The organism is Peribacillus sp. B2I2 (genome assembly GCF_041261685.1).
GTDB lineage: Bacteria > Bacillota > Bacilli > Bacillales > DSM-1321 > Peribacillus.
In genome coordinates, this window is sequence record NZ_JBGCCB010000001.1 from 252,238 (window position 1) to 266,473 (window position 14,236).

14 protein-coding genes are annotated in these 14,236 nt (G+C 39.5%); 12 read left to right on the plus strand and 2 right to left on the minus strand.

Going from position 1 to position 14,236, the window contains the following annotated elements; translation table 11 throughout:
- Window positions 1–28: 28 nt before the first annotated feature.
- On the plus strand, window positions 29–1,411 hold the full coding sequence (locus ABIE66_RS01345; RefSeq protein ID WP_370013642.1) for a UDP-N-acetylmuramoyl-tripeptide--D-alanyl-D-alanine ligase: 1,383 nt from the start codon (window positions 29–31) through the stop codon (window positions 1,409–1,411).
- A gap of 207 nt (window positions 1,412–1,618) precedes the next feature.
- On the opposite strand, the gene ABIE66_RS01350 is transcribed toward ABIE66_RS01345, so the two are convergent.
- Window positions 1,619–2,770, minus strand: a complete 1,152-nt coding sequence (locus ABIE66_RS01350; RefSeq protein ID WP_370013643.1) for a PP2C family protein-serine/threonine phosphatase — start codon at window positions 2,768–2,770, stop codon at window positions 1,619–1,621.
- 1,254 nt (window positions 2,771–4,024) lie between these two features.
- On the opposite strand from ABIE66_RS01350, the gene cshA reads away from it, so the two are divergent.
- The 3 genes from cshA to ABIE66_RS01365 all read left to right on the plus strand — a co-directional run bounded on the left by cshA (window position 4,025) and on the right by ABIE66_RS01365 (window position 7,675).
- Window positions 4,025–5,521: a degradosome RNA helicase CshA gene (gene cshA / locus ABIE66_RS01355; protein WP_370013644.1), complete on the plus strand. Its 1,497-nt coding sequence runs from the start codon at window positions 4,025–4,027 to the stop codon at window positions 5,519–5,521.
- Between the two features lie 215 nt (window positions 5,522–5,736).
- Complete coding sequence (locus tag ABIE66_RS01360; RefSeq protein WP_370013645.1) at window positions 5,737–6,210, plus strand: PH domain-containing protein; 474 nt, start codon at window positions 5,737–5,739, stop codon at window positions 6,208–6,210.
- Window positions 6,203–7,675 (plus strand): PH domain-containing protein, encoded by a 1,473-nt coding sequence (locus ABIE66_RS01365; RefSeq protein WP_370013646.1) that lies wholly within the window; start codon window positions 6,203–6,205, stop codon window positions 7,673–7,675. Before ABIE66_RS01360 ends, ABIE66_RS01365 begins: the two co-directional genes overlap by 8 nt.
- Before the next feature lie 23 nt (window positions 7,676–7,698).
- On the opposite strand, the gene ABIE66_RS01370 is transcribed toward ABIE66_RS01365, so the two are convergent.
- Complete coding sequence (locus tag ABIE66_RS01370) at window positions 7,699–8,289, minus strand: rhomboid family intramembrane serine protease (RefSeq protein WP_370013647.1); 591 nt, start codon at window positions 8,287–8,289, stop codon at window positions 7,699–7,701.
- Window positions 8,290–8,396: 107 nt separating this feature from the next.
- On the opposite strand from ABIE66_RS01370, the gene acpS reads away from it, so the two are divergent.
- The 8 genes from acpS to ABIE66_RS01410 all read left to right on the plus strand — a co-directional run bounded on the left by acpS (window position 8,397) and on the right by ABIE66_RS01410 (window position 14,232).
- Window positions 8,397–8,753, plus strand: a complete 357-nt coding sequence (acpS, locus tag ABIE66_RS01375; RefSeq protein WP_289333676.1) for a holo-ACP synthase — start codon at window positions 8,397–8,399, stop codon at window positions 8,751–8,753.
- Window positions 8,754–8,990: 237 nt separating this feature from the next.
- Entirely contained in the window at window positions 8,991–9,995 is a 1,005-nt protein-coding gene (locus tag ABIE66_RS01380; protein WP_370013648.1) for a LolA family protein, read from the plus strand.
- 243 nt (window positions 9,996–10,238) lie between these two features.
- On the plus strand, window positions 10,239–11,402 hold the full coding sequence (gene alr / locus ABIE66_RS01385; RefSeq protein ID WP_370016962.1) for an alanine racemase: 1,164 nt from the start codon (window positions 10,239–10,241) through the stop codon (window positions 11,400–11,402).
- A gap of 160 nt (window positions 11,403–11,562) precedes the next feature.
- Window positions 11,563–11,844, plus strand: coding sequence for a CopG family ribbon-helix-helix protein (locus ABIE66_RS01390; protein WP_034306380.1), 282 nt, complete (start codon window positions 11,563–11,565; stop codon window positions 11,842–11,844).
- A 7-nt stretch (window positions 11,845–11,851) separates the two neighbouring features.
- The gene (locus tag ABIE66_RS01395; RefSeq protein WP_034306610.1) at window positions 11,852–12,202 is read left to right on the plus strand and encodes a type II toxin-antitoxin system PemK/MazF family toxin; all 351 of its coding nucleotides are present in this window, start codon (window positions 11,852–11,854) and stop codon (window positions 12,200–12,202) included.
- Between the two features lie 438 nt (window positions 12,203–12,640).
- On the plus strand, window positions 12,641–13,468 hold the full coding sequence (locus tag ABIE66_RS01400; protein WP_370013649.1) for an RsbT co-antagonist protein RsbRA: 828 nt from the start codon (window positions 12,641–12,643) through the stop codon (window positions 13,466–13,468).
- Between the two features lie 2 nt (window positions 13,469–13,470).
- Window positions 13,471–13,827: an STAS domain-containing protein gene (locus tag ABIE66_RS01405; protein WP_289323420.1), complete on the plus strand. Its 357-nt coding sequence runs from the start codon at window positions 13,471–13,473 to the stop codon at window positions 13,825–13,827.
- A gap of 3 nt (window positions 13,828–13,830) precedes the next feature.
- A complete protein-coding gene (locus ABIE66_RS01410) occupies window positions 13,831–14,232 on the plus strand; it encodes an anti-sigma regulatory factor (RefSeq protein WP_289323421.1) in 402 nt (133 codons plus the stop codon).
- Window positions 14,233–14,236: the final 4 nt, after the last annotated feature.

The following is a 14,236-nucleotide window of genomic DNA, read 5'->3' on the forward strand; positions in this document are numbered from 1 at the left end:
CCGGTTCGATGAATGTAGGAGGAGCAAAATGATAAAGAGAACGTTAAAACAAGTACATGAAATGGCAAATGGATTGAATGATATCACTCCATTCCAGACCATAGGGATCAATGGGGTTACCATCGATTCAAGAACGGTTAAGGAAGGTTGTTTGTTCATTCCTCTTAAGGGTGGGCAGGTTGACGGCCATCAGTATGTCAAGCAAGCTATAGCGCAAGGAGCGTCGGCTTCTTTTTGGCAAAGGGATGTTCCGAATCCCCCTAATGATTTACCGATAGTCATTGTTGAAAATACCGAAAAAGCACTTCAGCAATTAGCGCGTGCTTACCGTGAGCAATTGAATATAAAAGTCATTGGGATAACAGGCAGTAACGGTAAGACGACTACGAAAGATATGACGGCTGCATTGCTGGCGACTACCTATAAAGTTCATAAAACCAATGGTAACTTCAATAATCATCTAGGTTTACCACTAACGGTGCTTTCTATGGAAGAGGATACTGAAGCCGCTGTTTTGGAAATGGGAATGAGCAGCCGCGGTGAAATCGAGTTCTTATCCAAAATGGCAAAGCCAGATGTAGCGATCATTACCAATATCGGTGAATCACATTTATTGGATTTAGGATCACGCGAGGAAATAGCGAATGCGAAGCTGGAAATTGTCGAAGGTTTGGCGGAAGATGGAACGCTCATATATCATGGTGATGAACCATTGCTTCGCAGTGGAATCAAAAAGGATTTTCCTGATTTAAACGTAATATCTTTTGGACGTACAGAACAAAATGATTTATTTCCGCAGACCATTAACCAAGGGTCAGACAGTACAACGTTTACAATCGCATCTGATGAAAAGGAAATCGACTATGAGATACCTGTTTTAGGCCAACATAATGTTCTTAATGCATTGGCGGCCATCTTGGTGGCTAAAGAATTCCATGTAGATGATTCGGCGATCCGTAAAGGTCTGTTAACCATTCAGTTAACTAATATGAGGATGGAATTGGTCGAGGGTGCAAAAGGGCAGAAAATCATCAATGATGCGTATAATGCCAGTCCAACTTCAGTTAAGGCCGCTATAGAGCTGATTGAGGGATTATCTGGTTTTGAGAAAAAGATACTTGTACTGGGAGATATGTTGGAGTTAGGGCCACAGGAAAAAGACTTTCATTTGAAAATTGGTGAATTGATTTCAAGTGAGCGGATTGATAAGATCTTCACGTATGGTCCTTTGGCTGAGTTTATTGCCAAGGGAGCGAGCAAGGCTTTTTCATCAGAGAAGGTTCGTCCTTTTCAAGATAAGCAGAAGCTTATTGAGGAACTTAAATCGTCAACACAGGTGAATGATATCATTCTCGTTAAAGCTTCTAGGGGCATGAAGCTGGAGGAAGTCGTTCAAGCCTTGCAAAAATAAAAAAGAGTAGAAAAGCCGTTTCTTTTTTAAACGGCTTCAGTAGAAAAGGGGTTCGGAATTAAAAATTCAGAACCCCTTTTGGAATTCCCTTTATGTGAGAACGGTTAAAATTTAAAAACCTAAAAAGGAATACAGACAAACTCAATTATTATCGAGTTAGTCTATAGTCTGAAGGCCGTTTCTATGAAACGGCCTTTTTTATCGTATTTAAAAAAGTGTCCCGGCAATAATGCAGATATCATCGTTAATAACTGAATGCCTCATCCTTGAAACCAAAAGCTCCTTAAGAAGGTCATGTGTATCGAGATGGACATTTTCGATGAAGTCCATCTCAATATTGTCAGATCTGTCAATGGCAGAAGGTACCGGCGTTTTAGAGAGTCCATCTGTATAGATGATGAAACGGCTTCCTGGTTCATAATGAAATACTATTTTTTTAATGGGCATTTCAGGAATTAGTCCTATTGGGTTAGACCCTTCATTTAAATTGAGGAGTTGATTGGTGCATGGGGAATACAAAAAGGCTGAAGGAAGCCCGCAGTTCACATATTCGATGAGTCTATCCTTTGTATTCACGTATGCAATGAAGGCTTTATAACAAACATGGTTTTTATTTTCCCTTTTAACTCCTTGAAATAGATCCTGCATATGTTTGTTCAGTTCCTCCGTTATAAAAATGGGGTCTTTTACACGTTTGATAAGCTCAGGCATCAATGTGCGTATGTACATGTTAATAAGTGCTGTATGAATGCCCTTTCCCCATACATCGATCATTATGAAGCCGTATGTCCTGTCATCAACTTCCGTCCAATAAAATAAATCCCCCGACAGCTCACTGGAAGGCTGGGAAAGACCTTTGACCTCTATATCTGCTTTATTGATCGATAAAGGTAAACCTGAAAGTTGAAAGTCCTTTGCAATTCGCAGGCTCCTTGCTGATTTCTGGTTAATCTTTTCAAGCTCATGCCCCTTCATTTTTGCTGAAAACAGTTGCATGCTGATGTTTTGGAGTGATTTTAATTTAATCCTGACTTCTACTGAATCGGCAGGGACTGCCATGGTTTCATAAAAGGTCCTTTTTGGCAACGCCGGAGGGGGCCTCATTCCTTTAGTACGTTTGTAAATAAATAAGATAGGGATATCATGAGATTCAGCTAAGGCGAACAACGAGGTTTGCTGCCAAGAATCTTTTGATATGTGTAAAGGTAAAATAAATAATGATTGCATTAAGTCCGTTGAATCCTGGAATAGATGACTTTGATTGAGTGGATCCTCCAAAAAAGTGACTTTCTTGTTCAGTGACTCTAACATCAGACCAAAATCCTTACATAAAGGAACATCTATTGTGTATATATTCATATAACCCCCCATTAATTTGTTGATAGGTCAATCATACTGCATTTAGGCTGATTTACTATAATTTTCGGGTGAATTAATGGAAATTTCGAACTTTAGATGATCTTATATACCTGGAAATGTAAAGGGGATTGGTAGTAAGCCCTATCTTTTTCAATGGGAGTAAACGTGGAAGGTACCCAATTTTTTTGAATAAAACCTCCTGCAATAGGATTGTTGAAACTATTTCATTAAAACACATATCATGTATATAAATAGATGTTCGTTTTGTAAAATCATTTAATATTTCCGCTCCAATTTTAAGAATCCATTTACTCATAAATGGATATAGTAACTACGGTAATCCTAGAATCAGACGATGTAGCATCTCTAAAGGAAAAATAAAAATCAATCGGAACATTTTAACCCTTTATTAAATGGCACATTGAATGAACATGCTATATTCTTTCTCAAACGTATCAAGACAGCCATTTCCATGTAGGAATATACCAATTTTCCTATTTTTGAAACGATCTAAAGTTTTTAGTAACCATGAATGGGGAGATATCCTTTATTGCAATAACAGTTTGAAAATGGTAATATGAAGTATGAGTTTAAATGTCTTATCATTGATGATTATTTAGATTAATCAGGTTGAGGCAACAAAATTGTATGTTCTTACATGTTTCATGAGTTCATTCTTGAGATTATTTTAGATTAAATAGGCCGCGCGTCTGGTCATATATAAAAGCTGCATCTCTTGGCGGCTTTAGTAGCTATTAGGGAATCAAGCCGCATATTAGCGCTTTTCCACTTCTGCAAATCCTCAACGCACCGGGCCTGTTTTGTATAAGAATCTTGGCTCTCGTCAAGTTTTGTTCATACAGTCTTTTTAAGTCTGATGAATAATAGGTGCAGCAGCCCTCACCTGAATAAAACGGTGAAACACCCGTTTATGCTACTTTTAATTTTCCATATTGAATTTAATTTTGGTTACATGTACTTTTAAAAAGATGAGCGTATGTTAATGATAAGTTTACACGTGCGCGAAGTTAAAAATGCCAGTGAATGTTCGTGCTGGTATATTTCCTTTTTAAAAAATCATATTGAGTTCATTTGAACTAAAAGGCAGACATACTTTTAGGTGATAATGATAAACTTTTTCATAAGAGATAAAGTAGAACATCCGTCATGATGATGAGGATTTGAACAAAAACATCTGTGCATGATTCATGAATGCACGTGTAAATTTACGATATAAAAAGGAGTACGAAAACATTGACATTGTTTAGCGAATTAGGATTAGATAGAACGTCTATGAAATCAATAGAAAAAATGGGTTTTGAAGAAGCGAGCCCGATTCAATCCCAAACGATACCACTAGCACTTGAAGGTAAAGATATCATTGGTCAAGCGCAAACAGGAACAGGTAAAACCGCAGCATTCGGTATCCCATTGATGGAAAACATCGATATTAATAACGAAAACGTGCAAGGGATTGTTATTGCACCTACACGTGAGCTTGCCATTCAAGTTTCTGAAGAACTTTTCAAACTTGGTTACGGAAAACGCGCTCGTGTATTAGCGGTTTATGGTGGACAAGATATTGACCGTCAAATCCGTGCTTTAAAGAAAAAACCACATATTATCGTTGGTACACCTGGTCGTCTTTTAGATCATATCAAACGTAAAAATATTAAATTGGGCGGAGTTCACACTGTAGTTCTTGATGAAGCGGATGAAATGCTTAACATGGGATTCATTGAGGATATCGAATTGATCCTTTCAACGGTTCCTGACGAAAGGCAAACATTGCTTTTCTCAGCTACAATGCCTGATCCAATCCGTAAAATTGCTGAAAGATTCATGCGTGAACCCGTTCTTGTTCGTGTAAAAGCGAAAGAAATGACAGTGGATCGTATCGAACAATATTACTTGGAGTTAAAAGAAAGTGAAAAGTTCGATACACTGGCACGTCTTTTCGATATTCAAACACCGGATCTTGCCATCGTCTTCGGACGTACGAAACGCCGTGTGGATGAATTGGCTTCTGCATTGAATATCCGCGGTTATATGGCTGAAGGCATTCATGGTGACCTTAGTCAGGCAAAACGTCTTTCCGTTTTGAAAAAATTCAAAGAAGGAAACATCGATGTACTTGTCGCTACTGATGTGGCTGCACGTGGACTTGATATTTCCGGCGTAACTCACGTATACAACTTTGATATCCCTCAAGATCCGGAAAGCTACGTTCACCGTATTGGACGTACAGGACGTGCGGGTAAACACGGTATTGCCATTACGTTTGTAACACCAAGGGAAAGAGGCCAACTGCATGCGGTTGAACATACAACGAAAAAACGTATGGAGAAACTTAAGACTCCAACGTTGACTGAAGCGTTGGAAGGTCAACAAAAAGCAGTAACGGAAAAAATCCTTACTACAATCGAGAATGATGATTTATCATTATACCTTGGTCAAGCGGAAGAATTACTACAAAAACATAGCGCGGCGGATTTAGTGGCAGCTATGCTTAAATCAATGACAAAAGAACCGGATCAAACGCCAATCAAGTTAACGGAAGAGTCTCCATCTCCAATGCGTCGTAATCGCGGAGGAAGCAGTTCTAGTAACAGACAGCGCAATGGCCGCAGTTCTTCAGGCAGAAAAGATTACGGTAGCGGGGCAAGTAAACGCCCAAGCACGAACCGTAAATCGAATGGTTACGGAAACCGTAGCACGAGCCAAAAAAGAGAAAAATCAAATAAGATTTAATTGAATTTGAAATGCCGCTCAATTGAGCGGCATTTTTTTATGTGCATCTCCATATTCCATGGTTTCCAAATGAGTTGCGGTTTTTGGGTGAACTGTTCAAAGACTTTGTTTGAAAAGTGGTTAAATCCCAGCATTTAATTATAGTATAATGGATGAAAGTGAAGGATGGATGATGAAGATTCATTCAAAAATACCTTGACGGAAGAGGAGAAACCATGGAACCCGAAAATCGCATATCGAATAGGGCCTTGACCGTATGGAAAATCAGTGGTCTTATAAGCTGTTCAATAACTTGGATTATAAGCATTGCCGTACTCGTGCTTACAATCATTTTTGATTGGACATATTGGATATTTGGAGCATTGACCATAATTTCGATAATCCAATCCTATCTATCCATTTTTCTCATTCCTTCGGTGAAATGGAAGAGATGGCGTTACGAAGTAAAGGATACGGAAATTGATATCCAAAGTGGTATTTTTGTCATTAAAAGAACACTCATACCGATGATTAGGGTTCAGCATGTTGAAACGAAGCAAGGACCATTATTAAGAAAATATGATTTAGCTTCCGTTGAAATTTCCACTGCCGCGACCCTTCATGTCATACCTGCCCTGGACCTTGAAGAGGCAGATGAACTGCGGCACTATATTTCCAGAATGGCGAGTGTGGAGGAAGAAGATGTCTGAACCTAAAAGGCTTCACCCCATAGCTGTATTGCTTAACATTATTAAATCAATCAAGGAGTTAGTTATCCCTTTTTTATTAGTAATCGTTATTCCTGGGAAGAATGAAGGGATTCCTGGCTGGATTCAGCCGCTAGTCATTTCCGTTATTATACTTTTTCTGATAGTTATTGCATTCCTACAATGGTTTCGTTTTACATATCGCATAGAAGAGGGCGAATTCAGAATTGAGTCCGGAGTATTCGTAAGGAAGAAACGGTATATAAAGTTTGATCGAATCCATAGCATTGATATATCAGAGGGTATCATCCAGAGGATATTCAGGCTGGTGAAGGTGAATATTGAAACCGCAGGCGGATCTCAGGCCGATGCTGTATTATCAGCCATAAGAAAAAGTGATGCCCAGCGGATCAATGCTTTTATAAGCGAGGAAAAAAACAAAAATACGAATAACCCTCTTGATAAGGATAAAGATGAAGTGGCGGGTTATGAAGATGCAGCAAAACCGGCTTCCGTTTTTAAACAGACACTGCCGCAATTATTCGTTATGGCTGCCACTTCTGGGGCGGTAGGTGTCTTTTTATCTGGAGGAATCGCTTTTATTTCCCAGTTTGATGAAATGATTCCTTTTGAACGGATATTTAAGGATTATGAAGATTTCATTGGAATGGGAACCATTATTCTGTCCGTGCTTGGCCTTGTGGCCTTATTGGTGGTTTATGTACTGGCTACATTAAGTATGGTAATTAAATATGCTTCTTTTACAGTGATAAAAACGGATGATGAAATCGTTATTTCCAGAGGGCTTCTCGAGAAAAGACAGCTGACAATCCCTATCCATAAAATACAAGGTATCCGGATCATGGAGAATTTCGTTCGAAAGCCATTGGGATTGGCGACGGTTTATCTTGAATATGCAGGAGGCAGCATGGAAGATAAAGAAAGTCTATCCATCATGTTGTTCCCTTTGATCAAGAAGGTGCAATTACCTGAAAAAATCCTGGAAATTTTACCTGTTTTTCAAACAACCACTGAGATGAAGCCGATCCCTAAGCATGCGCTTTCCCGGTATGTGTTTCGCAAGGTTCTATACATCATCCCGATAATCGGAGCTTTGGTATGGTTTGTCAGACCTTGGGGTTTACTTTCCTTTTTGATTGTACCGTTGGCGATCTTTTGGGGTTACATGCAATATAGAGATGCAGGGTGGAGTATCGAAGGGAATTTGTTGCTATTGAGCAGCCGTTTTTTCTCAAAGCAAACATTGATCATGCAGAGAAGCAGAATTCAATCAATCACGTATAAAAAAAGTTGGTTTCAGAATCGAAAAGAATTAGCTACGATTTCAGCATCGATTAAATCTGGAGTTACTTCCAGGGTCGGCATGGTTGTGGATGTAGAAGAAAAGGATTGCCTAATAATTAAATCATGGTATTTGCCAAAAAAAGCAGTCGACTCCAATGATTGAAAGTAAAGAGTCGGCTGTTTGTCCTACCATTTTTTTCTCAAGTATAATGGAGCTGTTAAAACGCCGGTTGCAAGACCGGCCAAATGACCGACAACGTTAATCTGTGGTTGGATGAATGTCATGATAATGGCAATTCCGGTCAGTGTATATACTGTATTTCTTTCGTTATTTGTAAAATTTGTTTTATTAAACAGTACAAGGTAAAGGAAGAAACCGAGTAAACCAAAAATTGCACCGCTGGCACCTACGTGGTTATATGTCAGTGGTTTAATCAGGAAGGTTGCGATATTAGCAAGGATTCCGGTTGTTAAAAAGAAGATTGAAAACTTTATGGATCCAAGGGATTTCTCCAGGAATGGACCAAAGATGGCAAGTGAGAACCCATTAAACAGTAAATGTGTAAACGTGCTATGTAGAAAGATGGGGGTGATCAAACGCCACCATTGTCCATCGGAGATGTATAAGTTTACACCTGTGCCGTAATAAAAGAGTACATTGCCGGGAAATATGGGGAAAAGGATGAGAACGAAAACAATCATCATAATGAGTATGAGCACAGTCACAGCTCGATATGAATTGGCGTATTCGCGGAAGCCTTCTGTTCTTGTAAACATAAATTCCTCCTTATTATTTTTATAATTAGATACAATATTATCATTTTCAGGTAAAAGAGTCCTCCTAATGATATGCAACTTATTACTTTAATAGAAGAGGTGTCAAAGTGATTAAAGGTATAGGCGTAGACATTACTGAGTTGGATAGAATGGAAACACTGATTAATCGGCAACCCCGTTTAAAGGAACGTATATTGACAGAAAAGGAAATCTCGATTTTCGAAAAGTTAAATGGAAGAAGGAAGGTCGAGTATTTTGCTGGACGTTTTGCAGCAAAGGAAGCTTTTTCCAAAGCGTATGGTACGGGGATCGGTAAGCACTTGTCCTTTTTGGATATCGAAATCACATCGGATGAAAAAGGAAAGCCAGTGATTTCAAAGCCGTTTTCTGAAGGGGTCCATCTTTCGATTAGCCACAGCAGGGATTATGCTGTGGCTCAGGTCGTAATTGAAAGGGTGAATTGAGTTTTGTCCAATCGGGTCATAAACCTTAAGGTTGTCTCATATACATTTAGTGCTATAGGGAGACAAGGCCCGGTAAAAGGTACATGGCAGAGTAGGTGCTCTCGAAAAGTTTTTAGCCCGGATCGAACTGGTCCGTGGCTGAAATACCGAGGAAACTAAGACATCAGTCGAGCCAATGTCCGGATCCTGCCTTTTCCTCTCCCTTTTACGTTCAAATGACAAAAAGGGGTTGAAAAGATGAAGAAGATGTTAATGCTTTTTGCAGGGATCATGCTCTTGCTTGCTCTTTCTGCTTGCGGCCAAAAATCACAGGGTGACGTAGTGAGTGAATTGAATGAGAAGCTTGGCGAAATGAAAGGATATAAAGCTAACGCGAAGATGACATTAAAGATGGGGACGGAACCTCAAGTGTATAATGTGGAGATTTGGCATAAGGACCCTTCTTTTTACCGCGTAAATCTTAAAAATGAAGAGAAGGATCAAAGCCAGATGATTTTGAAAAATGATGATGGTGTATATGTTTTGACGCCTGCTTTGAATAAAAGCTTTAAATTTCAAAGCGAGTGGCCGGAGAACAGCAGTCAGGCTTATTTGTTCGAGTCGTTGGTGAAAGACATTACGGAAGATAAAAGTGCGACATATAAAGAAACGGATAAACATTATGTCTTTGAAACGAAAACGCGCTACCAAAACAATAAAATGTTGCCATTTCAAGAGATTACTATAAACAAAAAGGATTTATCTCCAGTCAGTGTAAAAGTCATGGACCCCGATAAGACCGCATTAGTCCTTGTTGAATTTTCAAAAGTGAAATTCGATACGACTTTTGATAAAGATTCATTCGATATGAAGAAAAACATGACAAGTGCACAACTTGAAGCACCTGTTATGGCAGAAGTCCAAAAAGAAGGGTTTGCGGTGAAATACCCAGAAAATATTGGTGATATGAACTTAACGGAAGAAAAAGAAATTGCAACGGAAAAGGGAGAACGTGTCGTTTTGACCTATGAGGGTACAAAAAGTTTTACATTGGTTCAGGAAAAAGCTGAGGTAGTCCAAACTTCCGTTTCGACGAATGTAAATGGAGAGCCGGTTGATTTGGGTTATACAGTCGGAGCCATGACAGGAAATACGATTGCATGGACTTTTGAAGGTGTGGATTATATGCTTGCATCAAAGGACTTGAAACAGGAAGAGATGATAGAAGTCGCCCGTTCTGTTGGGGGAAATCCAGTCAAATAGGATTACATAACAAGCTGATGTTTCCCGTCTCCTCATGAAGACTTCTTCTGGGAAGGATAGGCGGGGAAGCAGCTTGTTGACATTTTAGATCCTTCCATTTGGTATGGGTTGGCAAGCTGGAAAATTAGATTCAAGGTGAAAAAGCACTTTATCTTTCTATCAGTTGGTTATAGAATGGTCCTATAATGAAACGAAAACTTCGCTACTGGGAAGAATCTTACTGTGAGTGCAGGAAAGAAGGAAATGGGCTTGGAAACGAAAATATTTCATCGAGATACGTGGGCAGAAGTAAATTTGGATAATATTTTTGAAAATATCTCTTCATTGAAAAAAAGACTGGGAAATGGCGTTAGTCTTTTCGCTGTCGTTAAAGCGAATGCTTATGGCCACGGGGACTATGAAGTGGCTAAAACGGCACTTGAAGCGGGGGCTGATTTTTTAAGTGTCGCTTTTTTGGATGAGGCACTTGCTTTACGGAAAAAGGGAATATTGGCTCCAATTCTTGTACTTGGGGCATCGAGGCCTGAAAGTGCAGCGCTTGCTGCCGAGTATGGGATTTCCGTGACGGTTTTCGATGTAGCGTGGTTGGAGAAGGCAAAGGATTTATTGAAACCGGGACAAGTTCTGCAAGTTCATGTGAAAGTGGATAGCGGCATGGGGAGAATTGGCATTCGTGATGAAGGTCAACTCCTGAAAGTGGAAAGTTTGCTTAAGCAGGAGGCGTGTTTCAACTTCCAAGGGATATTCACACATTTCGCGACGGCAGATGAATTGAATACTGACTTTTATGAAAAGCAGCTTGCTTCATTTAAAGGGATGCTTTCCGCATTGATTAGAAAGCCAGAATATATTCATGCAGCCAATAGTGCAGCTTCTTTAAGGTTTACCGATCCTGAATGGAATGCAATAAGAATGGGGATTTCCATGTATGGTTTGAGCCCTTCCATGGAAATGCAGCCGATATTGCCATTTCCCTTAAGACAGGCTATATCTTTAAGAACGAAGATGGTCGCGGTTAAACAGCTTGCTAAGGGTGAAAGCGTTAGTTATGGGGCAACTTATACGGCTGAAGGTGATGAATGGATTGGGACTTTGCCAATCGGTTATGCTGACGGCTGGATCCGTAAACTGCAAGGTCAGGAAGTTCTTGTGGATGGAAGCAGAGTACCGATTGTCGGCAGGATTTGCATGGATCAATGCATGATCAAGCTACCTGGACCATTCCCTGTAGGAACAGAGGTCACACTCATCGGGAATGATGGTGATGAATCGATTACTGTTGATGAGATAGCGGCAAAGCTGGAAACGATCAATTATGAGGTAACATGTATGATAGGTGCAAGAGTGCCCCGCATATATATTAAAGATAATCAGTTGAAACATGTACGTAACTTCATCTTGGAATGACAGGATTGTAAATAAATCCTAAGATTGTGAATAAGATTTCCTTTATTATGCTGATAATAGGATTGAGAATAGAATATACTCTTTGCAGATAGGCATTTTAATGGTAATATTGAAAAGGATATATAATAAAGGTGTGTAGTGATGGTGGAGGTGTATGTTTGTGTCTGAATCCAGCGCAACAAGAGAGATATTAATTCGATTACCTCAAAATTTTTTAACAGAGTTAGATGGGTATGCGAGTGAAGAAAATGTAAATCGCAGTGAATTTATTTATCGTGCCACAAAAATGTATCTTCGCGAACGTAAAAAGAAAGAGTTTCGTGAATCGATGAAACGCGGTTATATTGAAATGGCGGCCATTAATTTAACGATTGCTTCTGAAGCCTTCCAGGCTGAATTCGAGGCTGGTCATTGCGTTGAACGATTAGTTAGCGGAGGCTGAGCCATTGATTGTTGTTAAGCGTGGTGACGTATACTTCGCAGACCTTTCCCCGGTAGTCGGTTCAGAGCAGGGTGGAACCCGTCCGGTACTAATTTTACAAAACGATATTGGTAATCGCTTTAGTCCGACTGTGATCGTGGCAGCCATTACAGCTCAAATTCAAAAAGCGAAATTGCCTACGCATGTTGAGATTAATGCAAAAAAGTACGGATTCGAGCGGGATTCCGTCATTTTATTAGAACAGATCCGGACAATTGATAAGCAGCGATTAACTGATAAAATTACGCATCTTGACGAACCAATGATGCAAAAGGTCAATGAAGCTTTGCAAATTAGTTTAGGCCTCATTGAGTTTTAGAGAAAATTTTTCCCGTTAAACCGGGCGTTATTATAATACAAATCATTCTTGATGTTTTTAGATGGCACGATTCCTGCGACGGTGGGAATCGTGTTTTTTTTGTCGAAATAACATGCCCCAAATTAAGTAATACAGAGGATGACTCTTCTTGCATATTATTATGAATGTACTTAATATTACAGCAGGATATATATAAAATTTGACGAATAAAATCAGTATATAATTAGAAATTGGATAGAATCCTCCTAACTTTTCTTTGAAATGATGTTTTCCTTACCTGAATTTTGGGTATGTAGTTATGTTGTAAATACTTAAATAAAAGCAAAAGTGTAAGGGAAAACCCAATGGAAAACTAGATGGGAAAAACATTACAGTTAGTTAACATCCTTGTGACGAGGACAGGGGAACATTGCAATTGTGTTAGAATGGGAGGATATTATGAATCAATTGGTTTACGATTTTATTAAGCAAAATCAAGATTACATCCTTACTGAGTGGATGGGCATCATGAAGGAAAGTACAGACGAAAGATTAATTAAAGTCGTCTCCGATCGAATGTTCACGCAAACGAGCAGTGAATTCATAGATATGATCATCACGAATGTTGATAGTAAAAACAAGGAATTCACATTGAAGCTTTCAGATTTTGCCGAGAAAGTCGTCCAATTGGGATGGCCTCTCACTTTCGTCAATGAAGGTCTTCATAAATTCACGTTAATTGTCATTAATGGTATGGTGGCCAAGAGTCTGGTGACCCCTGATAATCAAGTCAATCTTGTTAACCATTTGGATAAATGGGCAACTCCAATAAATAATGAAATAGTCAATATTTATACCCAAACTTGGGAAAGAACTGTTTCTATGCAAAAAATAGCCTTGCAAGAACTTTCGGCTCCGCTCATTCCTGTATTGGAAGGCATTACGGTTATGCCGCTGATTGGTACAATTGATACAGAACGTGCCAAACAGATAATGGAGAACCTGTTGACTGGCGTTGTTAAGCATAGATCTGAAGTTGTCCTTATCGATATAACGGGTGTGCCTGTCGTGGATACCATGGTTGCTCATCATATCATTCAGGCAGCGGAAGCAGTCCGATTAGTGGGTGCAAAATGTATACTCTGCGGCATTCGCCCTGAAATAGCTCAAACAATCGTTAACCTAGGAATTAATTTAAATGAAGTGATTACAAAAAATACATTGAAAAAAGGGATAGAAGTTGCGTTGGAATTAACGAGCCGTAAGATCGTAAAGGTGGAGGGATAAGTATGAGGATTCCGATATTAAAGCTTTATGACTGCTTGTTAGTCTCTATACAGTGGGAATTGGATGATGAGACAGCCCTTCAATTTCAAGAGGATTTATTGCATAAGATTCATGAAACAAGCGCGAATGGCGTAGTTATAGATATTACCTCAATAGATTTTATAGATTCCTTTATCGCAAAGGTATTAGGCGATGTCTTTAGCATGTCTAAGCTTATGGGGGCCAAGGTTGTAATTACGGGGATCCAGCCTGCTGTTGCAATAACATTAATTGAACTGGGAATTAGTCTCGATGATGTTCTGACAGCATTAGATCTAGAGAAAGGCCTGGAGAAATTACAACAGGAATTGGGGGATTAAAGAATGGAGTTCCAATCCTGCGTAAAAATCATAAATGAATGGGACATCGTAGCTGCAAGGCAGCTCGGAAGAAATGTCGCTAAAGAGTTGGGGTTCGGCACTGTAGACCAGGCAAGGATCACAACGGCTATAAGCGAATTGGCCCGAAATATATACCTATATGCTGGACAAGGCAGTGTTAGCATAGAGAAGCCAAATAAAAATGGGAAGTCAGGATTGAAAATCATTGCAGAGGACAAAGGGCCGGGAATTGAGGATATCCGGAAAGTCATGGAAGATGGATATACCACCTCAGGGGGACTGGGGGCAGGCCTTCCGGGAGTCAAACGTTTAATGGATGACTTCGATATTGAATCGATACCAGGTGAAGGGACTAAGATTGTCGCTACGAAATGGCTCCGTTAGGGGG

Bases quoted from the DNA above. Each gene is read 5' to 3' on its own strand.
- ABIE66_RS01410 (WP_289323421.1), top strand. From the start codon at position 13,831: ATGGAGTTCCAATCCTGCGTAAAAATCATAAATGAATGGGACATCGTA.
- ABIE66_RS01360 (WP_370013645.1), top strand. From the start codon at position 5,737: ATGGAACCCGAAAATCGCATATCGAATAGGGCCTTGACCGTATGGAAA.
- ABIE66_RS01380 (WP_370013648.1), top strand. From the start codon at position 8,991: ATGAAGAAGATGTTAATGCTTTTTGCAGGGATCATGCTCTTGCTTGCT.
- ABIE66_RS01400 (WP_370013649.1), top strand. From the start codon at position 12,641: ATGAATCAATTGGTTTACGATTTTATTAAGCAAAATCAAGATTACATC.
- ABIE66_RS01345 (WP_370013642.1), top strand. From the start codon at position 29: ATGATAAAGAGAACGTTAAAACAAGTACATGAAATGGCAAATGGATTG.
- ABIE66_RS01365 (WP_370013646.1), top strand. From the start codon at position 6,203: ATGTCTGAACCTAAAAGGCTTCACCCCATAGCTGTATTGCTTAACATT.
- ABIE66_RS01350 (WP_370013643.1), bottom strand. From the start codon at position 2,770: ATGAATATATACACAATAGATGTTCCTTTATGTAAGGATTTTGGTCTG.
- alr (WP_370016962.1), top strand. From the start codon at position 10,239: ATGGGCTTGGAAACGAAAATATTTCATCGAGATACGTGGGCAGAAGTA.
- ABIE66_RS01405 (WP_289323420.1), top strand. From the start codon at position 13,471: ATGAGGATTCCGATATTAAAGCTTTATGACTGCTTGTTAGTCTCTATA.
- ABIE66_RS01370 (WP_370013647.1), bottom strand. From the start codon at position 8,289: ATGTTTACAAGAACAGAAGGCTTCCGCGAATACGCCAATTCATATCGA.